Origin of the sequence: Candidatus Nitronereus thalassa (genome assembly GCF_032191465.1) — a bacterium.
GTDB lineage: Bacteria > Nitrospirota > Nitrospiria > Nitrospirales > UBA8639 > Nitronereus > Nitronereus thalassa.
Genome location: NZ_JAQOUE010000001.1, coordinates 1909116 through 1932159, shown reverse-complemented (window position 1 = coordinate 1932159; position 23044 = coordinate 1909116). Strand labels below are relative to the sequence as shown.

The 23044-nt window shown below is 48.6% G+C and carries 24 protein-coding genes and 1 pseudogene; 15 read left to right on the top strand and 10 right to left on the bottom strand.

From position 1 onward, the window contains the following. Position 1: 1 nt before the first annotated feature. The 7 genes and pseudogenes from PPG34_RS08595 (at position 2) to PPG34_RS08570 (ending at position 5792) form a co-directional block, all read left to right on the top strand. Positions 2–247 carry a DUF2905 domain-containing protein gene (locus PPG34_RS08595; protein ID WP_313832813.1) on the top strand — a complete coding sequence of 82 codons (246 nt, stop codon included), beginning with the start codon at positions 2–4 and terminating at the stop codon, positions 245–247. A 189-nt stretch (positions 248–436) separates the two neighbouring features. Continuing rightward, positions 437–1441 carry a SpoIID/LytB domain-containing protein gene (locus PPG34_RS08590; RefSeq protein WP_313832812.1) on the top strand — a complete coding sequence of 335 codons (1005 nt, stop codon included), beginning with the start codon at positions 437–439 and terminating at the stop codon, positions 1439–1441. A gap of 42 nt (positions 1442–1483) precedes the next feature. Then, positions 1484–2500 carry a tRNA preQ1(34) S-adenosylmethionine ribosyltransferase-isomerase QueA gene (queA, locus tag PPG34_RS08585; protein ID WP_313832811.1) on the top strand — a complete coding sequence of 339 codons (1017 nt, stop codon included), beginning with the start codon at positions 1484–1486 and terminating at the stop codon, positions 2498–2500. Positions 2501–2594: 94 nt separating this feature from the next. Then, positions 2595–3371 (top strand): hypothetical protein, encoded by a 777-nt coding sequence (locus PPG34_RS08580; protein ID WP_313832810.1) that lies wholly within the window; start codon positions 2595–2597, stop codon positions 3369–3371. Between the two features lie 342 nt (positions 3372–3713). After that, a complete protein-coding gene (locus PPG34_RS08575) occupies positions 3714–3920 on the top strand; it encodes a type II toxin-antitoxin system HicB family antitoxin (RefSeq protein ID WP_313832808.1) in 207 nt (68 codons plus the stop codon). Positions 3921–3930: 10 nt separating this feature from the next. Further along, a pseudogene (locus PPG34_RS18350) lies at positions 3931–4152 on the top strand (type II toxin-antitoxin system HicA family toxin); the annotation flags it as partial. Positions 4153–4406: 254 nt separating this feature from the next. Beyond that, a complete protein-coding gene (locus tag PPG34_RS08570; RefSeq protein ID WP_313832806.1) occupies positions 4407–5792 on the top strand; it encodes a sulfatase family protein in 1386 nt (461 codons plus the stop codon). Positions 5793–5802: 10 nt separating this feature from the next. Here the strand turns inward: PPG34_RS08570 and PPG34_RS08565 are convergent, their stop codons facing one another. After that, positions 5803–6513 (bottom strand): SurA N-terminal domain-containing protein, encoded by a 711-nt coding sequence (locus tag PPG34_RS08565; protein ID WP_313832804.1) that lies wholly within the window; start codon positions 6511–6513, stop codon positions 5803–5805. Positions 6514–6692: 179 nt separating this feature from the next. Then, entirely contained in the window at positions 6693–6827 is a 135-nt protein-coding gene (locus PPG34_RS08560) for a hypothetical protein (RefSeq protein ID WP_313832802.1), read from the bottom strand. Positions 6828–7009: 182 nt separating this feature from the next. Between PPG34_RS08560 and PPG34_RS08555 the strand changes: the two genes are divergently transcribed. Next, entirely contained in the window at positions 7010–7477 is a 468-nt protein-coding gene (locus PPG34_RS08555) for a cupredoxin domain-containing protein (protein WP_313832800.1), read from the top strand. Between the two features lie 69 nt (positions 7478–7546). Beyond that, on the top strand, positions 7547–9292 hold the full coding sequence (locus PPG34_RS08550; protein ID WP_313832798.1) for a hypothetical protein: 1746 nt from the start codon (positions 7547–7549) through the stop codon (positions 9290–9292). 295 nt (positions 9293–9587) lie between these two features. Here the strand turns inward: PPG34_RS08550 and PPG34_RS08545 are convergent, their stop codons facing one another. After that, on the bottom strand, positions 9588–10004 hold the full coding sequence (locus PPG34_RS08545) for a PilZ domain-containing protein (RefSeq protein WP_313832797.1): 417 nt from the start codon (positions 10002–10004) through the stop codon (positions 9588–9590). Between the two features lie 175 nt (positions 10005–10179). Here PPG34_RS08545 and PPG34_RS08540 point away from each other — a divergent pair, with 175 nt between their 5' ends. The 6 genes from PPG34_RS08540 (at position 10180) to PPG34_RS08515 (ending at position 15279) form a co-directional block, all read left to right on the top strand. Beyond that, complete coding sequence (locus tag PPG34_RS08540) at positions 10180–11556, top strand: sigma-54 interaction domain-containing protein (protein WP_313832796.1); 1377 nt, start codon at positions 10180–10182, stop codon at positions 11554–11556. 214 nt (positions 11557–11770) lie between these two features. Next, positions 11771–11983, top strand: coding sequence for a YgaP family membrane protein (locus PPG34_RS08535; protein ID WP_313832795.1), 213 nt, complete (start codon positions 11771–11773; stop codon positions 11981–11983). A 79-nt stretch (positions 11984–12062) separates the two neighbouring features. Continuing rightward, positions 12063–13481: an MBL fold metallo-hydrolase gene (locus tag PPG34_RS08530; RefSeq protein WP_313832794.1), complete on the top strand. Its 1419-nt coding sequence runs from the start codon at positions 12063–12065 to the stop codon at positions 13479–13481. Between the two features lie 21 nt (positions 13482–13502). Then, positions 13503–14048 carry a rhodanese-like domain-containing protein gene (locus PPG34_RS08525; RefSeq protein WP_313832793.1) on the top strand — a complete coding sequence of 182 codons (546 nt, stop codon included), beginning with the start codon at positions 13503–13505 and terminating at the stop codon, positions 14046–14048. 122 nt (positions 14049–14170) lie between these two features. Then, entirely contained in the window at positions 14171–14767 is a 597-nt protein-coding gene (locus PPG34_RS08520; RefSeq protein WP_313832792.1) for a DUF1264 domain-containing protein, read from the top strand. 65 nt (positions 14768–14832) lie between these two features. After that, on the top strand, positions 14833–15279 hold the full coding sequence (locus PPG34_RS08515; RefSeq protein WP_313832791.1) for a c-type cytochrome: 447 nt from the start codon (positions 14833–14835) through the stop codon (positions 15277–15279). A gap of 35 nt (positions 15280–15314) precedes the next feature. Here the strand turns inward: PPG34_RS08515 and PPG34_RS08510 are convergent, their stop codons facing one another. The 7 genes from PPG34_RS08510 to PPG34_RS18345 all read right to left on the bottom strand — a co-directional run bounded on the left by PPG34_RS08510 (position 15315) and on the right by PPG34_RS18345 (position 22921). Next, the gene (locus PPG34_RS08510) at positions 15315–16820 is read right to left on the bottom strand and encodes an alpha-amylase family glycosyl hydrolase (RefSeq protein ID WP_313832789.1); all 1506 of its coding nucleotides are present in this window, start codon (positions 16818–16820) and stop codon (positions 15315–15317) included. Positions 16821–17005: 185 nt separating this feature from the next. Next, positions 17006–17530 (bottom strand): response regulator, encoded by a 525-nt coding sequence (locus PPG34_RS08505; RefSeq protein WP_313832788.1) that lies wholly within the window; start codon positions 17528–17530, stop codon positions 17006–17008. 104 nt (positions 17531–17634) lie between these two features. Continuing rightward, entirely contained in the window at positions 17635–20172 is a 2538-nt protein-coding gene (glgP, locus tag PPG34_RS08500) for an alpha-glucan family phosphorylase (RefSeq protein ID WP_313832787.1), read from the bottom strand. Positions 20173–20302: 130 nt separating this feature from the next. Further along, positions 20303–21028: a ZIP family metal transporter gene (locus PPG34_RS08495; RefSeq protein WP_313832786.1), complete on the bottom strand. Its 726-nt coding sequence runs from the start codon at positions 21026–21028 to the stop codon at positions 20303–20305. Positions 21029–21205: 177 nt separating this feature from the next. Next, positions 21206–21781 (bottom strand): cytochrome c3 family protein, encoded by a 576-nt coding sequence (locus tag PPG34_RS08490; protein WP_313832784.1) that lies wholly within the window; start codon positions 21779–21781, stop codon positions 21206–21208. Between the two features lies 1 nt (position 21782). Next, on the bottom strand, positions 21783–22367 hold the full coding sequence (locus tag PPG34_RS08485) for a hypothetical protein (RefSeq protein WP_313832783.1): 585 nt from the start codon (positions 22365–22367) through the stop codon (positions 21783–21785). Positions 22368–22537: 170 nt separating this feature from the next. Next, positions 22538–22921: a c-type cytochrome gene (locus tag PPG34_RS18345; RefSeq protein WP_420888066.1), complete on the bottom strand. Its 384-nt coding sequence runs from the start codon at positions 22919–22921 to the stop codon at positions 22538–22540. Between the last annotated feature and the right edge of the window lie 123 nt (positions 22922–23044).

Below are 23044 nucleotides of genomic sequence, written 5' to 3'. Positions count from 1 at the left end.
CATGCCGGAGTTCAGCGGTCTGGGGAAAATGCTCATCTTCATGGGCCTTGGGATTGTGGCTATCGGGATTGTGATTTCGCTCATCGGAAAGTTCCCGAGTGAAGGGAATGGGCTTGGGTGGTTCGGCAAGTTGCCCGGCGATTTCACCATTAAGCGTGATAACTTCACATTCTACTTTCCCCTCGGCACCAGTATCCTTATCAGCATTGTCGGCAGCCTGCTGTTGTATCTGTTTATGAAGCGGTAATTTCCAATGAACATATTTTTTCGCGTCAGTATATTCATCTTCAGTCTAGGTCTCCTCCTGTTTTCTGGGGAAAGTCGGGCTGGGGGCGAACCCGTCGTCAAAGTAGCGCTTTCACTCAATTCCGGACAGGTCGTTTTTTCCTCCTCGAGAAGCCTATCGATTTCCTTGCCAGGAGGAAAACGCTTTTCCTTGCCAAACGCAGCTACGGTATTCCCCACAGAAAACGGTCTTTTGATTAACAGGCAACGAATAGAGACTCGATGGGTTCTTCTTAATGACCATGGGCAAAACCTAAAACTTACCGTTCATGATGGTTTGGCAGGAGGCCCTCCTCGTCAATGGGAGGTGAGGGGGGATGTTATCCTCAGTCTACAGGGCAAATATTTACTCGTCGTGAATCACGTGAATATAGAAAAATACGTGGCCGGAGTCGTGAGTTCAGAAATAAGCCCAGACTGGCATGAAGAAGTGCTTAAGGCACAAGCTGTGGCGGCACGAACCTACGTGTTGTATAAACAACTCCTGAATGAACAGGCCTTGTATGATGTGGTTGCAAGTGTCCAAGATCAGGTCTATACCGGAGCCAAACAAGTCAACGGATCGGTGCAGCAAGCGGTGGATGATACACGCGGGCAAGTGCTGACCTATGAACAACGCCCCATTTTCGCGGCGTATTCCTCCACGGCTGCTGGCCCCACCGAAGATGCGTTCAACGTATGGGCGAAAGATCTCCCGTATTTAAAAGGCGTGGATTGTCCCTTTGATGAAGGCTCTCCGAGGTACCAATGGGAAACCGCCATTCCCTTCGAGGTCTTTGAACAAAGCCTTCGCAACGAAGGTCTGGTCGTAGGGGCGATGGCCACCTTAGCGCCCTATACCTTTACGCGGGCTGGCCGTGTCAATGAAGTGCGCATATTGCATTCCAAAGGTGAATTGATCGTGAGGGGACAAGACTTGCGTCGCATACTTGGCTATTCCAAGATTCGCAGTACGCAATTTCATATTGCCGGTATTGGGCAGGAAGTGGTTTTTACCGGTAAGGGCGCAGGGCATGCCGTGGGGCTGTGTCAATGGGGTGCCAAGGAGATGGCAGAATTAGGGTATCGATACGAATCGATTCTACAATATTACTATCCCGGCACTGACCTTCTGCCCTACAATCGTGTGGATATGAGCCCAATGCCATCCTCGTAAATTCTCGTCAATATTGTTTTCATATTCCTAACTATCAACAACATGCTCCTTTCTGATTTCGATGTTCCGTTCGATGAAACTCTCATCGCCGAATATCCCGTGTCTCCCAGGGATCAGGCGCGATTATTAGTGGTGCCGAAGAACAATGGAGCCTTCCTCCACAAACAAGTGCGAGATCTTCCATCCTTTCTTGTCCCAGGCGATGTGCTGGTTCTCAATGACACCAAAGTTATTCCTGCACGACTGCGTGGGATTAAATTGCCTAGTGGTGGCAAAGTAGAATTGTTGTTGGTGCGATCTCTCGGAGACACCATGTGGGAGGTATTGCTCAAAGGCCATGTGAAAGAAGGGCAAGTCCTCCAGTTTTCTGAGGGTGCCTCCGCCATCGTCAGAGAGCGGGGAGAACGAACGGTAGTGAAATTTACTCTGACGGGGACGATGCATGATCTACTGCAACGTAGTGGCGAAATTCCCTTGCCTCCCTACATCAAACGCCAAGTGGAAAAATCAGATGCCGAAACATATCAAACGGTCTTTGCGAGAAATGAAGGTGCCGTTGCCGCACCTACCGCCGGTCTCCATTTCACCGAAGAACTTCTCGCGAATTTGAGGAAACAACACATTCATATTATCAACGTGACTCTCCATGTAGGCCCGGGTACCTTCAAGCCAGTGATTGCCAAAAATGTTGAAGATCATCGTATGGATGCCGAATGGTACGAAGTTTCCGATCAAGCTGCCGAATCCATTAATACAGCCAAAGCCGATGGCCGTCGCATCGTGGCCGTCGGAACCACTGCTGTCAGAACACTAGAGGCCTCGGCGGTCAATGATGGTCTCGTATATCCAGGAAGCGGAGGCACGAAGTTATTCATTTTCCCCGGCTATCAATTTAAAATCGTCGATGCCATGCTTACTAATTTCCACTTCCCCCGTACCACACTCATCATGCTAGTATCCGCCCTAGCCGGACAAAACCAAATCCGTGCTGCCTACCAAGAAGCCGTCAAAGAAAAATATCGTTTCTACAGCTACGGCGACGCCATGCTGATAGAATGAAAAATATGGGACATAATTTCTCCCCCTCTTACGGAAAATAGCGTACGGGGTATGCCGTTGAATAAACAATTGTTTATAAGCTCTGGAGTCCTAAATGACAGAGGATCTTAAACACCTCAAGGAGCGTTGCGCTGATTGTAACAGGCAAGGTGTTCCAATGAACAAAGAGCACATCTTTCCCAAATGGCTTATCCTCAGAACCAGAACAAATCAAAGCGGTATTCGCTGGGGAGGAAAACACGATGTTCCCGCGCTGGCTTGTACTTTTCCCCTCTGTGAAGATTGTAATACAGCTTTTGGGAAAGAGCTTGAAGGGCCTGTATCTATGCTCTTCGAAGAGATTGAGCAAGGTCGAGGAATAACAGACTTTGAAGCCGAGTTGTTGATTCGGTGGATGTGGAAGATTGAAGGCTTGGCATGGATTGCAAACCATCCAGATGTCCTTTATTCCGAAAAGTATACATTGCGCGAACGTGTACTTTTTCCAATCGATGATATCCGGGGTCGGTTGATTCTTGGGGTCGCTTTGATAAAAGAGCTTCATCCTGAATCGGATGACTTTCCAATGGGAGTGGATTCAACCAATGAATACAGCGTAGTATTTGTCTCGGGAGTATTCTCTAGAGTTGCCACAATGACCGTTCTGGATGAATTTGAAACAATGATTCCGTCGCAATTTGGGCGCTATCGTTTGGCCCCTGTGCGGCAGCAGCTTCAGGGTGGAAAGCTTTTTTATCCGCCGACTTCTTTTAAAGACGATGTAGAGGCGGTAGGCGTTACAAAAATTGCTTCAGATCGGATTTCTGTTTCTCACGATAGAATGGCTATAAGTCTCCAGAAAGCTAAAGAAAAGGAAGACAATGAAAGTTAGGTTGGATAAAGTACGTCAAATTCTTGAGGAGAGAACGCCTTTTCCCTTTTTTAGCGCGTTGGGCGCGGCGGAGCCGCAGTACCGAATCGACTTCTTTGGCGAAGAGTGTTTGAGCCCAGCTAGTTTCTGAGCCATTATATTCGGTACAGAGGCGGAGGGCCGTGCACGGGCAAGAATGGTTTTGGGCCCTTTTACCGAAACAAAAGTGCTTGTCCTGAGCCAACGCCGAAGGAACCTCGTCGGCGTGGGTGAAAGCCCGCAAAGGTTATACGTGCAGGTAGTTCCATATTTGTTTAAAATGCCACCGAATGTGAGAAGAAAGGTTTTGTGAGGAGGGATCGTTTGAAGTACACGGTTACACTCGATCGCGATGAGGATGGAATGTGGGTGGTAGAGTGCCCCACAATTCCGGGTTGCGTGAGTCAGGGGAAAAATGAAGAGGAGGCTTTGGAAAATATTAAAGAAGCTATCCAGCTCTGCCTTGAAGTGCGCGCCGAAAAAGGACTCCCTGTAACCGTAGAAACAAGAGAAATTGAGGTGACCGTATAAATGGCATCAACTCCCAACGTTATGCGGTCAGGAGGTTGTTGCGGTATTCGAAAAGCTTGGTTGGAAAATAGCTCGCCAGCGTGGCAGTCATATTATTCTGGTCAAGGAAGGCCAGATAGCCACACTTTCTATCCCTGACCATAAGGAAGTGGCCAAGGGTACGCTTCGCTCCTTGATCCGTTTGGTGCGGTTAACGGTTGATGAATTTGTGACCGCTAGTCGAAAGGCTTAATAGATGGTCCTAGGGTTCGAATATAGAGATTTGGGTTTAATAGGACTTGGTTTTTCTTCCCTCCCCTCAATTTGAGAATGTGATATGTTCCTAGAGTGCCTCCCCGCAGGAAGTCGCAGCACCGAATCGCCTTCTTTGGCGAAGACTGTTTAGTTCTTCGAAAAAACCCAGGATAAACTCCGTGAGTTTCTGAGCAATCTTATTCGGTGCGGAGGCTGACGTGAAATCCCGCAAGATGATATTTTAAAATCGTAATGAAAATACAGACTAGACCTTCAACTCCCAGTCTCATCTTTATCGTTCCCCTACTGGTCTTGGGCAACGCTTGTAGCTCAATACAAAGTTCACAAGCGACTGACTCAGATCGGCCGCCAAATTTCATTATTATTCTTGCCGACGACCTTGGCTATGGTGATCTTGGGGTCTACGGGTCCACGCTTATCCAAACACCAAACCTGGACCGCATGGCCGCTGAGGGGGTCCGGCTTACCAGCTTTTATTCCAGTGCCAATGTCTGTACCGCAGCTCGAGGGGGATTGCTCACGGGCCGGTATCCGATTCGGCTTGATTTGGTTCATGATGTCGCGCGACCGAGCAATGATGTGGGTCTTGCGTCTGATGAGATTACTCTGGCTGAGGTCTTAAAATCCCAGGGTTATCACACGGGTTTGGTTGGAAAATGGCACTTGGGGGATAAGCCGGAACAGTCTCCAATTTTACAAGGGTTTGACGAGTTTTTCGGACTATTGCACAGCAATGATATGTTGCCTTTGGCGCTTTACCGGGGAAGAGAATCGATTGAAGAGCCGGTTGACCAGCGGACATTAACACAAGGTTATACGGCCGAGTCGGTCAGGTTTATTGAGGCAAACAGGGAGAAGCCCTTCTTTTTGTATCTGTCGCATACCTTTCCTCACGTGCCGTTACATGTGTCAGACCGATTCTCGGGTAGTTCACATGCGGGGCTTTATGGTGATGTCGTTGAGGAATTGGACTGGAGCGTGGGTGAGATTCTGCACACGCTACATCGGCTTGGTCTTCAGGAACACACAATGGTAGTGTTTTTGAGTGATAATGGGCCATGGTGGGAAGGCAGTTCAGGAAATCTTCGTGACCGAAAGTCGACGGCTTGGGAGGGTGGCCTCCGTGTGCCTTTCATTGCCTGGTGGCCAGGGGTCTTACCGGCTGGTACGACTTCTGATGAACCGGCAATGAACATTGACCTGTTTCCAACTTTCGTCAGCGCTGCCGGGGGACAGGTTCCCAGTGATCGGAAAATCGATGGCCAGGACATTTTTCTGATGCTTCGAGACGGTGCAGGATCTCCTCATGAAGTCCTGTACCTTTTTGACGGTGATCGTCTTGCAGCCGTTCGTAGTGGTCGTTGGAAGTTAGTCATCGAGTCGAAGTATGGCAATGCGCTGGTTCGGCTCAATCACAAGAACTCGTACTATGGAAAGGGCTTATTGTTTGATATGGAGAAGGATCCGTCTGAAAACTACAGTTTTACAAGGGAATACCCTGATATTGTGAAGCGTTTGAATGAGTTTCTTCAACGGGGAGAAGAGGGATTGTCACCGACAATTCCAAAACGAATGTGGAGTGTTCCGGGTCGTTGTCAGAACCTATGTGTGGAATGAGACCGGAAGCCTAGAGAAACTCCTCCCGAATTTCGACATCAGCCCTTAAACGCTTGGCATTTTGAAAAGCCTGCAAAGCCCGCTGCTTCTTTTGAAATAAAATTTGCAATCGAATGCGTTGACGAACCCGTTCCTTTTCTGCCTCATCTTCCATCCCTGCCGTTTGCCGGGCAGCCAATTCTTCAGCTTCCTGAATTTCTGAAGGATTCAGGGTGGCCACATCCTGAACAATCACTTGTGCCTGTTGCGTGCGTAAATCTTTAATGAGTTGTGCCTCGAATTGTTTTGGAGTGTAGCGATTGGCCGCAAGGAGACGGTGGTAAAGATCTGCATCAAATTTTCCGTCTTTTTGAAATTCCTTTTTTTTCATGATTTCGTCGCGGAGCAATTCCGGAGAAACGTCGAGATCCCACTCATCAGCGGTAAGGAGCCAGACTTTCTGATCGACCATGGACTGAATAACTTGTTGTTTCAGGTCTGCTTCGTCCACGATTTCTTGCTTTAGCTCATCCTTATAAAATCGGTACATGCGGTTGTAGGACCGACGAAATTCTTCCAGGCTTATATTATAAGGACCGACCATGGCGACGGCATTGGGTTGTTGCGAGCTTTCATAGCCAAACCATCCCATTCCAATCACAAAGGTGACGGCAATGAGGATGATGATGAGTTTGAGGAGCCAAGGGTGGTTTTTCGAGCCTTCGCGAATAAGTTTAATCATACGGGTCTCCAGTGGAACTTAGGCAAACGTTCGGGCATTTTACGCAGGGGGCTTCCTTGAAGCAAGCTGCCAGATATAGGTAAGGTGAAAGTGTTGGATGCGATACCGCTGAACGTTCGGCTGGATGACCAAAAAATAAGGAAACGGGATATGGGGAATCGTCGTGGCAGGCAGGGAAGCTAATCCCGAAGACGCCGCTTCAGCATGTTCATGCCGAAATTGGAGTCGACTGATCCGCTCCGCGAGACTTCAAACCACGCAAAAACCACGATGGCTCCTAAGACGACTCCTAACAGAAGGTAATTCATTAACATAGCTGGTCCTTCACTAAATTCAATAAAATTTCCAACAAATTGTCTCAACAGCTTCTGTCGGATAATTGGCAGCAAACTTTAGGGAGATTTTATGCTTGTGAGGCAAAGATGACCTCTCTGGGAGATTTCGAGAACTTGAATTCGGTGATCGTTGCTTGGGACCTTTCTAAGGTGGTAAAAATTTGCGTAGAATCTCTAGAACGCCCCTGAGTAAAGGCATTCTGACCCTGGTCTTAGGTTGGGGGCTGGTCGGGGGGCTGGGAGTCCTGATTTCCCCGCTAGAAGCCGCTCCGCATTCGAACAGCCATTCAGCTGTGGAAAATGTGCGCGTGGTCACCGTGCACATTGAGAATCGCCGGTTTCTGCCACATGTAATTCATCTTCGTGTGGGAGAACAGACTCGGCTGGTATTAAAGAATGACGATGTGGAATTGCATGCCTTTGTGCCTGCGGACCTGTTGGCCCAGACGCATGTGCAAGTTAGCGGGAATGGAGCCCCTCAATTTAATGGACAAGGGTTCCAACGGGTGCTGATTCCTTCTCAGGGACATGCGGAGCTGACCTTTTCCGCAAAACATGCCGGGTCTTACCCATTTTTTTGTGATCTTCCGGGGCATGTTATGAATGGAACCATCGTAGTGGAGGATTAAAAAGGTATGCTAAAGTGGAGTGGAGAAAGAGAAGTAATAGCCCATAGAATTAGTGGAGGAGAAGTGGTTATGAAGTACACTGTAGAAAATTTTCGATATCAAAGTAGGGCCGTTCCCTATAAAACATCGCCTTTGTGGTGGTGGGTCGTTGGCGTAGGAATAGGGTTGTTCCTGACCGCCTTCATGATCCTCAATCTACGGGGGGAGGCTCTGGCTGATCCGGGTGTCCCTGGAGAGGTGACCCAAGCCGCATCACAAGTTGTGCAGCGGTATAGCCAAGCCGTGGCGGCGAGTGATCCTATTGCCGTGGCTCAAAACGATTTTGTGTGTTTGCTCAAAATGATGGAAGCTGGCTCATTGGCGGAGGACAAATTCCCGGCGGATTCTGATCAGATTTATTCTTGGTGTTGGGACCGTTTGGTGCAAGCCCATGAGGAAGTTATCGAACAGCGAGATCGAGCGCTAGACGAGCTTTGGCCAGGTGTCGGCAAATTGGTGAATTTTTCGGACTTTAAACGATTCCTTATAGCTGAAACGAATACTGACCAGCGCGCCCCTTCATTTTTTGTGATACCACAAATTGGTGCTATTGCCGGTTCCCCTGGTTTTTCCATGGAAATCCTGGGTGCCGGACCTTTGCCGCATGCCTCATTTCAAATCAAGAATGGCGATCATGCCGTGGCCGTTCCCACTGTGTTCGTGCGCACGCGAATTGCGTATCCCAATCCCATGACCTCTCCTGTGGCCAACGGTCCAGGTGAAATGGATTGGAACGTTCCCTATAAAAAACCACTGCATCCGATCAAGGCTGTGACTGTCAAATGGGTGGTGTTGACAGGATTGAAACAGCATGGGTTTCCCACCGATGCAGCCGTATTGAACATGCCCCTGGTGTCGCCCATGGGGACACCTATTCCGTTTGTCGTGGAATCTGGAGGTTTCGTGCAAAACACGACGGAGTACTGGAAGGCTCAAGAGGCAGGCGCCCTGTTGAGCGAAGGGGTTGAGCAAGCGAAAGCCCTTCCCACCTCACGAGAGCGTATTGCTATGCTCAATCGAGTGCTCGCGGTGGATCCACACCATGTCGCTGGCTTGGAAGCGATTACCCACGAATTGTATGAGGGCCTCTTGGCTTTCGCCGCGCGGACCCATGGAGTGGAAGTCTCGGGTGAGTCTCTCTATGAAGAGTTCAATGAATTGTACTGGACCGTTCAGTCAGGAACCGATCGGTTCGACCTTTCGACGCATATGGAAATGGGAGGAAAATCTGAACCCACACCCGCAGATTATTTGTATCGCATGATTCCAGCGATGGAAACCTTGGTGGACTTGCGACCGGGAGATTTTGAAACACGGTTACGGCTGATCTCGGCGTATCGGTGGACTAATGACCAAGTGACGTCCATTATGGCTCCTCAGCAGTTGCTGTCGGAAGTGCCTCAAGACTACAAACAACTTCGAGCCAAAACCCTATTGGCGATTGCATGGTCTCGAATAAGTAAAGTTGCTTGGAATCGTCATTTTGATGATCCTGATATTATCCGTGGTTATGAAGAAGCAGATGAAGCCTTTCACACCACGAATGAACCCTTGGTGAAATTTTCCGCAAGCTATGCCAAGGCCTATAGCCTTGCCTTTCGTCCAGAACGCGATAATGCCGCGATGTTGGAACTGTTAACCGAAGCCAAACAATGGTATGAAAAAATTCCTGGGTCCAGTAATCAATCATGGGCCTATATGTTGCAAAATGATACTTTGAAAGGTTTGGTAGAAACCGACCCTGCGTTTCGGTCCTTATTGACGTCCAATTCCTAAAGGGCTTATCCAGAAACCGACCTTTTCCCTAATGGCGGTGTCAGCCAGGCGTGCAAATCCTCATGTATTTGCCAATACACTCTGGGTTTGCGCACCTGGCTTTCTTGCCCCTCACAAAAAACCTTGTCTTTAAAAACGCCCTAAATTCACTTCACAAATTGGCCACAGAAAATTTTTCTTTCCTGAAAAAAATCAGGCAAGAAGGACTTCCTGGGGTGCCTCTTTTTTTACTTAATACACTAATTGTTAGGAAGAGCGTTTTGCCGGCGGGACTTTAACGTTTTCCTGAAGAGGGTTAAGAAGAAACAGTTTGGGAAGGTGAACAGCGGGCTCGCAAACGAGTGATACTGCGGTTGACGGCGAAATCGTCAAGTCTCTTTCGATCGGTTTCACGAATCATGGTAAACCGAATCGAGGTAAGAAATTTATGTGGCGAGGGGGCTCCCGCCTGGGTATGGGTCACCGTGCCTTTCAACGCCATGGCGGTCTTGGGAGGCAACAGGAGGCGAATTTCCAGCGGAGTGCCTGAGGGTAGTTCGCGGTGGGTCTCAAACTGAAGGCCAAAGGGATGAATTTTTACATTGGTCAGTTTCAGATGGTGGACTGCTGGTTCATGCTGAGGCCAGAAGCTGATCCAGAGGCGTACGGCTGAACTTGCGTCCATCCATGTGGGAGTGTCCTGTTGTTGGAACCGATTCTTAGTTGAGGGCATGGGAGGGCCTCTTTAGAATGGTGAGTGGCATGTGTTCGGCCGATGTTTTTGTTTTCGGGCGATCCTTGGGGGATCTTAACCCACTTTTTGAAGGGAAGATCAGGGCCAAGTCATGTAAAATATTTTTGAGGAAAAAAGCCGTTCAAATATCCATACGAATGACCAAGGTCTCAATATGGAATTAGATTTTCGAAAAAATCCCAACTTGCTGAGTACTATGATCGATGCTATGGCAGACGGTGTGTTTACTGTCGATGCCAAAGGGACGATCGTGGCTTGGAGTGTGGGGGCCTCGCGGATTACAGGTTATTCGAGCGAAGATACCGTGGGAAAATCCTGCCACATTCTTGAAGGGCAAAATTGTAAAGGGTTCAGCAAACTCACCGAATTTTTGGAGAATCCATCTCCCTATCCGTGGGGTATCTGTAATCAGGAATGCAAGGTGCTGGGAAAAGATGGTCGAGAGCTGTATTTGTTCGGCAACGTGGCCATCTTGAGAGATGAACATGGCGAGGTGGCGGGTGCGGTGGGAACCTTTACCGATTTAACCTCGTTCGTGCTGGCCAATGAAAAAATTCAAGTCCTCGAAGAACAGACCCGGTCGCGCGATGCGTTTCAACAGATGGTGGGAAAAAGCCCGGTTATGCAAGAGGTCTTTCGTCGGTTGCGTTTGGCTGCCCAGGGTGATGTGACGGTATTATTAACCGGGGAATCGGGGACGGGAAAAGAGCTAGCCGCACGCGCCATTCATGCGTTAAGCGGCCGAAGCGATCGTCCGTTTTTTGCCATCAATTGTTCTGCCATTCCCGAAACCTTACTGGAGAGCGAGTTATTTGGACATGTGAAGGGGGCATTCACTGGGGCAGTTCGTGACAAAGTCGGGGTGTTTCAAGCTTCCGATGGCGGAACATTGTTTCTTGACGAAATTGGGGATACCAGCCAGCTTCTGCAATTAAAACTGCTTCGTGTGTTGCAAGAAGGGGAAATTCGCCGGGTTGGAGATGACAAAGGCCTGAAGGTGAATGTGCGACTCATCACGGCGACGAATAGGGATTTAAAACACCTGTTGGCCACCGGAGCTATGCGAGAAGATTTTTATTATCGGATTCGAGTCTTTGAAATTACCCTGCCTTCCCTGAGAGAACGTCGAGAAGATATTCCTCTCCTGGTGCATCACTTTATTGCCGAAGGCTCGAAGACCCATCGGCACCCGGTGACGGATATTGCGAAAGATGCCATGCAACATTTAATGAATTATCCTTGGCCCGGAAATATTCGGGAATTAAAAAACTCGATAGAGCATGCTTTTGTGGTAGTGGCGGGCGATGTGCTGACCATCCATGATTTGCCTCCTGAGCTTCGGACCCACCCACCGACCGGAAGCTCGGGTTCTCCAATGCCAAACCTGACCCCGGAACAGAAAGAAGAACGTCGTGAAATTCTCGAGGCCTTGGATCAAGCCAACGGAAGCAAAACACAAGCCGCAAAATTGTTGGGGATGAGCCGGGTCACCCTCTGGAAAAAGCTGAACAAACTCGACCTCCATTCCTAACGCCTACCCTTTGACCAGTTAACGTGTTAACTTAACGTATTAACGCGACATGATTAACGGTTAATGCCCCCATTCATCAATTCTTTTGTAGTTTAAAATATAACTCATTGAAATACTTACAATATAGTCATGAATTATATTTTGGAAAATGTGGCACCATGTTTGCCTTGTATAAAGGTATACAATGGAATTAAACACAAAAGGAGGTGTCACCATGAATAAAAATGTTGGTGGAGTGGATCAAAAGGGACGGTTATTGCTGGGGCTCCTGGCCTTAGGAATTGCAGCATTGGCTGAACTTCCCACATGGGGTGCCGTGGTTCTGGGGGCCGTAGGGGTTATTGCCTTAGTCACGGGGAGCACCGGCTATTGCCCATTGTGGACGATATTCGGCATCAACACCTGTTCAATACAACGAAAAACCTAACATGGGTGGGCCACACTCACGGATAGTCACGATGGCTGGTTGAGGAGCGAGAATTTCCAAGGAAAAAGGAGCGATCACCATGATTTTCAAACAATATTATCTGGGATGCTTAGCCCATGCGTCATATATGATTGCGGATGAAAGCACAAAAATCGCCGCTGTCGTCGACCCTCAACGTGACATTCAGCAATACCTCAAAGACGCCGATAGTCAAGGGTTAAAAATCAAGTATGTGTTTCTGACCCATTTTCACGCGGACTTTGTGGCCGGACATCTGGAAATGCACCAACGCACAGGAGCTCAAATTTGCTTAGGGGCCGAAGCCAAGGCGACTTATCCTTTCACTGCCTTGAAAGAAGGGGACGCTGTTGAATTTGGGGATGTTCGAATAACGATTATTGAGACACCAGGCCACACTCCGGAAGGAATATCACTGGCAGTCTATGATCTGACCAAATGTGATACAACCCCCCATGCGGTGCTGACCGGAGATACCTTGTTTATCGGAGATGTTGGGCGTCCCGACCTCATGGCGTCGGCTGGATTCAGTGATGTGGAATTGGCCGGTAAGCTGTACGATTCTCTTCACCGCAAACTCTTAAAATTGCCCGACAACACCTTGGTGTATCCAGCTCATGGAGCGGGGTCCATGTGTGGACGGAATTTGAGCAAGGAAACGGTGTCCACCATTGGCCAGCAACGGTCAGAAAATTATGCACTCCAACCCATGGCCAAAGAAGAATTTATTGGCTTGATGACCAAAGGCCAACCTGAGGCGCCTGCCTATTTTGGATATGATGCGCAACTGAATAAAGAAGAGCATGTCTCGTTAACCGAAACCCTTCACAAAAGTCTTAAGCCCATCACTCTTGAGACATTGCTTGAACTTCAAGAGGGCGGGGCTCAGGTGGTGGATGTTCGCGATCCTTTAGAATTTGCTGGAGGACACCTGCATGGGAGTTTCAATATAGGGTTGAACGGTAAGTTTGCCACATGGGCGGGCATTATTCTGAATCCGGAAGATCCTATTATCCTGATAACCGAACAAGGCCGTGAAGAAGAGGCGATCACAAGACTGGGGCGAATCGGGTTTGATCGTGTAGTGGGTTATTTAGAAGGAGGGATGCAAGCCTTGGCAGCTCGCCCTGAACTGGTCCAAGAAACCCTGAGGATTACCGCGGCGGCTTTGGCTGCTGAACTTTGCACCACTCATCCTCCGACGGTGTTGGATGTGCGGACGGAAAAAGAGTGGGAAGAAGGACATATTGATCATAGTCTCAATATTCCTCTTCCCCATTTAATGCAGCGTTGGCAGGAAGTTCCGAAGGAACAACCCCTGGTCGTGCATTGTGCGAGTGGATACCGTTCCTCGATTGCCGCAAGTCTCTTGGAGAATACAAAAAAGGTGCAGGCGATTGATTTGATTGGCGGCTATGAGGCATGGGAGAAAATTTGGGGAAGGCCGGGTAAATCCTCGAAAGTGGAATGTCATGTGTAGGCCTGTGATAAGGAGAGAGCTATGATGGAAACTGCCGTGCAAGAGAAAGTTTATCCCTGGGTTCGTGCGCAAGACATTTTACACGAGGGAAAAGTTCGAGCGGATTTTCAAGTTGTTGATGTTCGAACGCCTGCTGAATTTCAGGAGGCCCATGTTCCTGGCGCGGTCAATATTCCCTTGGCCGATATTCCCGCTCATCTTTCCGAACTTAAAGCGAAGAGCGAAGAGAAGCCCATTGTGTTCATGTGCCGAACCCAAAATCGGATCAAACTGGCCTATGACCAATTACCACAACCGAATCATTGTCATTTGCTGGAAGGCGGGATCACCGCATGGAAGACTGCTGGGCATCCGGTGGTCCAAGGCCAGCGTGCCATTTCCTTGGAAGGTCAGGTCAGAATGGCGGCGGGGGTCTTGATCGTGGTTGGGACACTCCTTGGGGTGGCGGTCAATCCTTGGTTCTTACTCCTACCGGCTGGTGTGGGTCTCGGGTTATTTCATGCGGGATATACGGATTCCTGCCTAATGGGAATGGTGTTGGCAAAATTACCGTTCAATAGAAAATAAGGCCTATTGAATCGGCGATTGTTTTTGAAAACATCCGTAGTTTTGTAACCGGCACCACTAAGCGTATAATTGCTTGAACAGAAGGTCACCTGTTTTTTTATTCTTCTTCAATGGAGGTTGCCATGATACACACGGTTCGATTATTCACTGCAGCAAGTGCTTTGGTATTTCTGTTATTCGGAGGTCAGGCGTTTGGGGAGCTGCAGTATTTTACCCCTGGCGGAGCTTCTGCTCCTACGGCTGATATGGAAAGTAAAAGTGCCTCTAGCTCAAGCCACGATATGGGGGGCGGAAGTCCGGCGGTTGGATATGATATTCATGTTCAAGCCCCGCATATGATGGAGGACGGCACCCCCGGTGGCCCATACCATCACTACTGTAAAGGTATCTCAGACAAAATTCTGCAATGTTTGTTGTTTGAATCCACCGCTGCTAATGCGCCACTCGTGGCCGTTGAATATTTTGTTGCCAAGGATTTGGCACGAACTCTTCCGGTGATTCAATGGCATCGCTATTTCCACGATCATAAAGTAGAAATCGCGACCGGTCGCGTGCAGATTTTAGACATTGACGATCCAGCCAAAGTCAAAGCGATCGCGGAAGCGGCTTCAGCCACCGATGGTGTGATTTACCATCTTTGGAAAAAAGGTCTCGCTTTCCCGGATGGCTCTGTTTCGTTTCCGCAATCCTTAGGCCACAGTTTTCCGCAACCTCAGTAATCGTTCATTTTGTTAAGGGGGCCCCGGTCTGGGGCCCTCTCTATTCACCTAGAAAGGAAGTGGGTATGGAATTCGTCAGGAGGGGTGCGTGTATTACAGCGTTGGGATGGGTCCTTGTTGGAACGGCGAATCTGGTGGTTGCAGGAGACCCGAATGTCTTAAAACCCCGGGTCCCAGCAGATCAAATCGATGAAGCAAAAACCTGGCAGAACCCGTTCCCCAATACACCGGAGAATATTGAAATTGGCAAAAACATCTTTCATGGAAAAGCTTTCTGCGTAACGTGCCATGGAAAAGATGGAACGGGCTTGGGCAACATCCCAGGCCTTCGAGGTAAGTTGCCTAGAAACTTTACAGATAAAGCCTGGCAAGCCACCCGAACGGATGGCGAATTGTTTTGGATTTTGAAAAACGGGAGTCCGGGGACAGACATGGCCTCGTTTGTCCCATTAGTGTTGACGGAAGAAGAAGCCTGGCACGTCCTGCTGTATGTGCGCTCGTTTGGACAATAAGGACAGATCCTAGATAAAAGGAAAAGCCTCGAAGTTTATGTTTCTATGGATACATCGAATATGTGGGCTGAAAATGGATCTAGCAAAATGGGGAGCCCTTGTTTTGCGAGCAAGCCGTAGGCATAAGTAAACCGTTTTCGGGTTAACTGGTCCACAAAGCAATACCCTCGGTATGAAGAAGGTAATACCTCTGATAATTCAACATGTCCTTGTGAGAGGACATCACTCACATTCACAATGACGATCTTCCATGCCGTGGAGGATTGCCATTGATACGCGATGAGGTTTTGAAATGTTTCGTTTCCTGCCGGTCTTGTGGAGAGAAGACGCCATTCTCGGTTGTGAAAAACCTCCTCATTGGTTATGAGTAAGAGACGCTCATAGAGGGTCATAATGTCCTGATTAATAGACTCGTCCCGACGTCTGCCCAGTTGGACTGGAGTTCGAATTTTCGCCCCTTCGAGTTGACCCTGGAAGTACATGCGCATGCCTGGCAAAGTCCCGGCCAGTGTGACAAAGGCTGGAAGGCGTTCTATTCCAAAGGTCTTCGCACTTCGCGGTTCATCATGATTTTCTAAAAATCTTACCAGTCGATTCTGATAGGCGACATCTGCCGTGAGATGGAGCGCAATGTCTTGAGGTGGCGAATGTCTGAAGCGATCATACAATCGTTTGTCATACGTAAAATCAAAACCTAGCTGCTGCAATTCCCATTCAAGATCCCAATAGACTTCTGCGATCCAAATAAATTCTGGAAGCATGTGTGTGGCCTCGGCCCAGAACTCCTGTGCTGGAGTTGGATATTCAGGCAACACATGCGCCCAGGTATTCTTGAATACGTTGTTCAAGACTAACATGGCCATGTCACAGCGAACCCCATCGCAATGTTGGGCAATGTGTTGGAGTTTTTGCAGAAGGGCTTGGCGGGTGGGTTCGTGAGCATAGTTCAACTGAAGGGTATCGGTCCATGGGGGAAAGTAAGGATCTTTCCCATGGGCCAAATATTGAGTGTGGGGTTGCCGTTCTATGGGAAGAAAGTCTGAGGGCGAATTTTCATAATCTCTCGCAGTTCCTTGAATATAAAACTCAGGATGGGAACTCACCCAGTCATGATCGAGCCCGGTATGGTTCGGAACAAAGTCCAAAATCAATTTCATGCCGCGGTGATGAAGTTGGTCTAAAACGTGATCAAGATCGGCCCATGTGCCGAATGAAGAATCCGGGCGGTAGGCATGAATCGCATAGGGCGAGCCTACGACATCTGTAGGTTTCCAATCCGGTAACGTGCGATCGTAATCTTTCCGCAATTCGGCATCAGCCGTTGCTATGGAGCGGCTGGCTTGGCTTCTTTGCCACATACCCATGAGCCAGATACAGTCAAATCCCTTGGCCGCAAGGGTATCCCATTCTTGGTCCGGGACATTCCCCAAGCGAATAAGGCGGCCATATTTTCTAGAAAGTTCGCCGAGCCACACCCAGGTTGGAATCTCATACAGGTGAGGGTGTGTGCGAAGAGATGGGCGAGGAGAAGAAGTGTTCATGAGGGTGAGACTTTCCGAGTCGATGATGATTTCCAAGCGGAATGAAATCTTGAATAGAATACCCACTCACCAGGCTGTATAGTTCTTCGAAGTGGCAGAGAAGAAAATTCTTTGGGGATAGGGTTGGTATCCATCAATACCCTTCACGCCTTCATCTTTTTCTCATCTTCCTCAATCCACGACTTCTATGAGGCGCTTTCGTGCCGCGAGCGATTTTGCTTTTGAGGCGAGGTAGGGCTTTTCAAAACTTCACACTCTGCCTTCAACCAATCATCCAAATCATGTCCATCAATTCTGCCTCGTGACTCGTACAATTCGAGTGCTCGTGTGGCAATAAGGGAATGCAAAGAAGCGCGAATGGCAGACTCCACTTGCCCGAGGTTTATGGGATCTCCCACCCTTTGGGGTCCTCCAACGACTTGGTCGACTCCAAAGCGAAATGCCTGTGAAATGAGAGAAGAGACGGAACTGCCTCCTAGCAAGACAACTTGCCCCTTGTACCCTAGTGTCCGCAATTGTTGAAGCACTTCAATTCCGTTGGGGCTACTCACATACATATCTAAGACCACCACCAACGGTTGTGTGTCCTTGGCCATTGGGAGGACATCTCCACGATGTGGAGGTACGCATACCTCGAACCCCTGCTTTTCTAAAAAGGGAACCAATTGCGCTCGAAAGTCTTCCTGAAAGGTAATCACCAGAATCTTCATACGTGGCCACCTCCCTCATGGCGTCCCACATGCTCTAACATTATTCATGACAAGGAGAAGGATGTTCATCTCAAGTGGAGGAGATCAACTTCCTTATCCTGTGGCTATTTCCAGATAATATAGTCTATCTCCAAAGGAACAGAAATATCAGGGTGGAAAGGTATAATTCTTGGAGTGTAATGGTCGAATGGGCGCTGCGTCGAAAGGTGTAAGGCATAAACATATGTGTTCACCATGCCCGGTAAAGATCCCCTTTGTGCCATGACATGCACTTCCGGTTCCGCTCGATCAAGACCGTCAGCATAGAGTTCGACACAAAGGAATTGGGGATTCCATTCACCACAATACACCTGAACTTCCAGGAAAAACCCACCTTCGGCTGGAGCCATCTGAATTTCGCCAAAACGGATTAAGGGCCAGTGTTCGTCTAATTGATGTTTCCACTGTTGGATGTCCTTTGCCCGTTTCCCTTCATCGCCACTTCGATGACGATAGGCCGCTGCTGCGGGCAGATACACGCGCTCGACATATTCCCGTATCATTCGATTACTACTAAACTGCGGGGTGAGTTTCGACATGCTGGTGCGCACACGATGAACCCATGTCCTGGGGATACCTTCCTGATCTCGGTCGTAGAATTCCGGAACGATGTGGTCTTCCAGACATTGATATAAGCGTTCAGCTTCGGAAGCATCTCGCTCAGGGTGAACGTCAATTCCTTCCCCGCCGATCTCCCACCCCACTTCGGGGGTATAAGCTTCGGCCCACCATCCATCGAGTTCTGAAAGATTTAATCCTCCATTCACGAGCACTTTCATGCCACTGGTTCCCGAGGCTTCCAATGGTCGCCGTGGTGTATTCAGCCACACGTCCACACCAGCCACCAGTTCCTGTGCCAACGCCATTTCGTAATCCTCTAAAAATACGACCCGATCCCTAATATCTGCGTGAGTGGCGAATTGGGCCCAGGTTTGAATCAGTCGTTTGCCTTCATCATCATGAGGGTGAGCCTTTCCCGCCACAATCAATTGAACCGGATGGTGTGGGTCGCTTAGGAGGCGAAGTAATCGCTCTCGTTGCCATAGAAGCAAGGTCGGCCGTTTGTATGCGGTAAATCGCCTGGCAAAACCTAAGGTTAGTACATTGGGGTCTAACACATGGTGTGCCTGTTGAATGAGATCGGAATGCGCTCCATGTTCCCGCAATTGACGTTCCAGGCGGCGACGGACATAGTGAATGAGTTCCAGCCGTTGTGATACTCGAAAGTTCCACAACTCCTCGTCGGTGACTTGGGACATGTTGGAACAAAGGTTGTCCAAGGTTCCAATCCACCGACCCTTTCTACAGTGCTTGGTCCAGAGAGCGTCGGCAGCCGGGGAATCCCAGGAGGGGACGTGCACCCCATTGGTGATATGCCCAACCGGAATTTCAGCTTCTGGCCATCGGGCATAGAGGGTTTGAAAAATTTTCCGACTGACCTGTCCATGGAGTTGACTCACTCCGTTGACGGCTCCACTTCCCCGCATTGCCAGGTAGGCCATATTAAACGGTTCGTGGGCATTGTTTGGATTCTGTCGTCCCATCGCCAACAGTTGGTCCCTGGAAATTTTCAGTAAGTCCGCAAGATAGTCCGCATAAGGCCGAATAAGAGTTGGCTCGTAGCGATCGAACGCCGCCTCAACCGGAGTATGGGTGGTAAAGACATTTCCGGCTCTGGTGGTCCACAACGCTTCGTAAAAGGAGAGTCCCGTGTTCATCATGCAACTCCTCGCCCGTGCGAAAACGACAAAGGCTGCATGTCCTTCGTTGAGGTGACAGATGTCTATTTGATATCCCAAGTCTTCTAAGACATGCCATCCTCCAATTCCCAATACCATTTCCTGTATCAGGCGTTGTTCTTGACCTCCAGGGTATAGGTTTGCGGTGATGCTCCGATCACGTGGAGCATTGAGCGGATCGTTGGAATCAAGAAGAAACAATCGTACTTTTCCCACATTGGCTTGCCACACCCTGACCAGGAGGGTTCGACCGGGTAATTGGAGTTTCACTCGTAACCACCCGCCTTCCAGATTAGGAACCGGCATGACCGGAAGACTGATGGGGTCGTTGTAAGGAAACGCTTCTGCCTGCCAGGACTCGGGACTCAAAATTTGCCGAAAATAGCCCTGCTGATATAAAAGGCCGATTCCGACGATTGGGACCCCAAGGTCACTCGCGGTTTTGAGATGATCCCCTGCCAAAATGCCCAGGCCTCCGGAATAAATTGGGAGGGCCTCGCTCAGGCCAAATTCCATACTAAAGTACGCCACTTTTTGAAGCAGTTCCGTGGCATGGGTGGCGCCAAACCATCCGGGTTCTTTCAGATAGTCCTTGCGTTCTTTGAGCCATGATTGAAGGTCACGTCGTAATTCTAGATCTTGTGCGGCTTCTTCCAGACGGGCTTGTGATACACTCTGTAGAATAAAGTAAGGGTTGCCCGTCCGTTCCCAAGTTTCATGATCCAATCGTTCCCAGAGCCGATCGCTGAAATGGCTCCATGTCCACCGGAGGTCAAGTGCCAGATCATTCAATCCCTCTAGCCCTTCTGGCATGGGACGATGAAAGAAATATGATGAAGTCGGCAATGCTCCATGGTTATTCATACCAGTAGTCCTTTATTTTCCAAATAATAGTAAAGTTTGGCACTTTGCACGACATAGTCTTAATGGGGAATGACATTTCTGCTCCTGCATTTCAGTCATAGTATTTCTATTCCTAAAATAGGCTTACGAGTTACGTTTTGCTCACAATAATACCCACCGCAACTAGGATGCCTCCCAGCATCGCTACCAAGCTGAATTTTTTATGTTCTCGCTCGGCTTGTGGGAGGAGATGCGTAGCGCCCACATAGACCAAAGCTCCTGCGGAGAGTGACAATAAGGCTCCGAGAAATGATTTATCGATCTGGCTGATCATGGGAAAAGAAAGAAGGGTCCCCAGGGGTGTGGTGAGAGCGGCCGCCACAAAGGCCAGCACCATGGAACTTTTTTGGCTAAATCCACCTCGGATTAACATCACATACGTGACAATGCCTTCTGGGAACTCGTGAAGCACCATTCCTATGGCAGCCAAGGTGCCAGTAAAGATGCTCACACTAAAGGTGATGGAGTAAACGACCCCATCGATAAAAGAATGAAACCCAATGCCGAGCATGGGAATAATACCGATGGCAGTTTCTGGATTTTTATCGCAGACATAGGCGGTGATAAAACGATTGAAAAAATGCAATGCCAAATACCCACCAAGCAGGTATAACGGAGCTTGCTCATTCATTTGAAAAGATTTTGGAATGATATGAAGGAAGGAAACCGAGATCAGCACCCCGGCGGCAAAACACGAAAAGTATGTTGTGTTTTTCCGACCCCAGACTTCAAACCTCCGAATGACGAAAATTCCAATTGAAGTCACCAGTGCTGCTAAAATGCTGGCGAGAAAGGCTGTTAAAAAGTGAGTGTTCATAGGGCCTTAAGAAAATTCTATGAAAAGTGATAATGGCAATAAAATCCCTGTCTTAAATTATTTTTAGTTTGATTCCTGGAGAGAAAGTATGAATCTTGAACAAAAACCTCTGATTGCCAAAGGTCGTCTTGTCTCCCTAGTAGAAGGCAGACCCGACTAATGCTATTCTTGAATGATTTAATCGTCATCCTCTTCCTCTGTGTCGGCCTGTCCGCCGATATGACATCTCAGGCAATGTGCAAAGCGACCAGCGCGATGAGCACTTTCCCCTTCACGGATCAGATCCTGAACGAGTGAATTTTCCAATAGCGTGAAATTCGTGACATTGTCCCGAATCTCTACTGCATGACAATCCGAGCAGGATCTCGCGCCAGTCACACGAAAAATAAATTCCCCATGAGGATTTTCCATCAATCCAACGGTAATCGGAGCGACCAATCCTTGATGGTCAGAGTGGCAGATAACACAGGATTGGTTTTGCTTGATGACACCCTCATGAAAGTGGCTCACCTCGACTCTGGAGCTTGCCATAAATTGTTGAAGGCTATGGCAGGCAAGGCATTTTTGAGGTGTTGGGCCGACAAATGGTTCGTGGCATTGGGTACACTGCGCAATATCCGTATGATGGCGACTTAAATGTCCTGGCGCCCAAAAGGTGGCAGGATCATCCAGTGACGCCCATCCAATATATCCAATCAACAAAAACGTAATGGTATATATCAGTCTTGAGATCCATGGATGGATACAGGGCAAGTTACAGGCCTCCTAAATATAGGGCTCCAACGATATGCAGTAACGCGAGAGCGAAGAAGGTCCATGTCAAAGGAACATGAATGCATCGCCACCATCGTAAGGCTTTCTCGTCTCGGGCGAGTTCATACAATTTGGCCTCAATAATGTCTTTGGAAACTCCTTGTCGAGCAAGTTCGTGACGCTGCTCGTATAATGTTTGAGAAGCCAGATGATGAAGTGCTTGGCCAGCAATGCCGCTGAGTACCACGAGGACCATCATGATGAGGGCTAGGACCGGTACCAAGGCGTGAAAGTGAGCGCCTGAGTGGACAAAAATGAGTAGGGGCCCGCCAATGCCCGTGACTTGATGTATCTGGAACCATGTCTTGGACCACACGTGATTCGGGTACAGCCATCGTTTCAGTGGGTACCCACATGCGAGCAAAATCATCCCGAAACCAATCCAACCAACAATGTGACCTGTTTGGGTATGCCCGAAGGCTCGATAGGGATTGACACTCAGAAGAATCTCAAGCCCTAGTGCGATCATGACTGCAGCAATTGTGAGCCCCACAATGAGCTTGGCCCTTTGGGAAAGAGAGGTCATAGGTATGCTCACGATCCGAGCCGAGTAAGAAAAAAATCAAAATGAGTGGAATTGCACATTTTTCACTTTCACAACTCTAGCTATCCAATGCCCAAAACACGAATCGTTTATTGGTCGCATAGAATGAATTTCAAAAGTCTCTATGTCGGAAATTTGAGCGGCTTGCGCCCTTATTCTTCACAAGGATTCATACAATTGTCGTTGAGTTGAAAATACACAATTGACCAAATTTCCTCATCTGAAAGCAGGTGCGTAAAAGGAATATGGGAAGTGCCCGGCACACCGAATTTAATGATTGAAAAAAGTTCTTGTTTAGTAATGGGACGTCTCATGGCATTGCGTCCATGGCAATGGACACACCTGGCTCGACCCTCATAAAGGGCCTTTCCTTGGGTTATTTGTTCCCTTGAAGTAGGAGGTTCTGAAGACCCGCTCTGCGGCCTAGGAGATTGTCCATCAACACTCAGTGGTGTTTCTGCCCGTCCAATTTCAGTTAGAGAGAAAGCTAAAGTCGTAACAATAATTAGGGCTGCCACGTTGAAGGCATTTTTCATGAATTCCTTACCTTGCGAGACTTTTTCAAACTATGCGCTTAAGAATGGTATCATCACCGCAGGCTTCCATTTTAGAATTTCATCTTTCCTATTTTTCCTTTCTTCGACGCAGTTTCTTCTGTC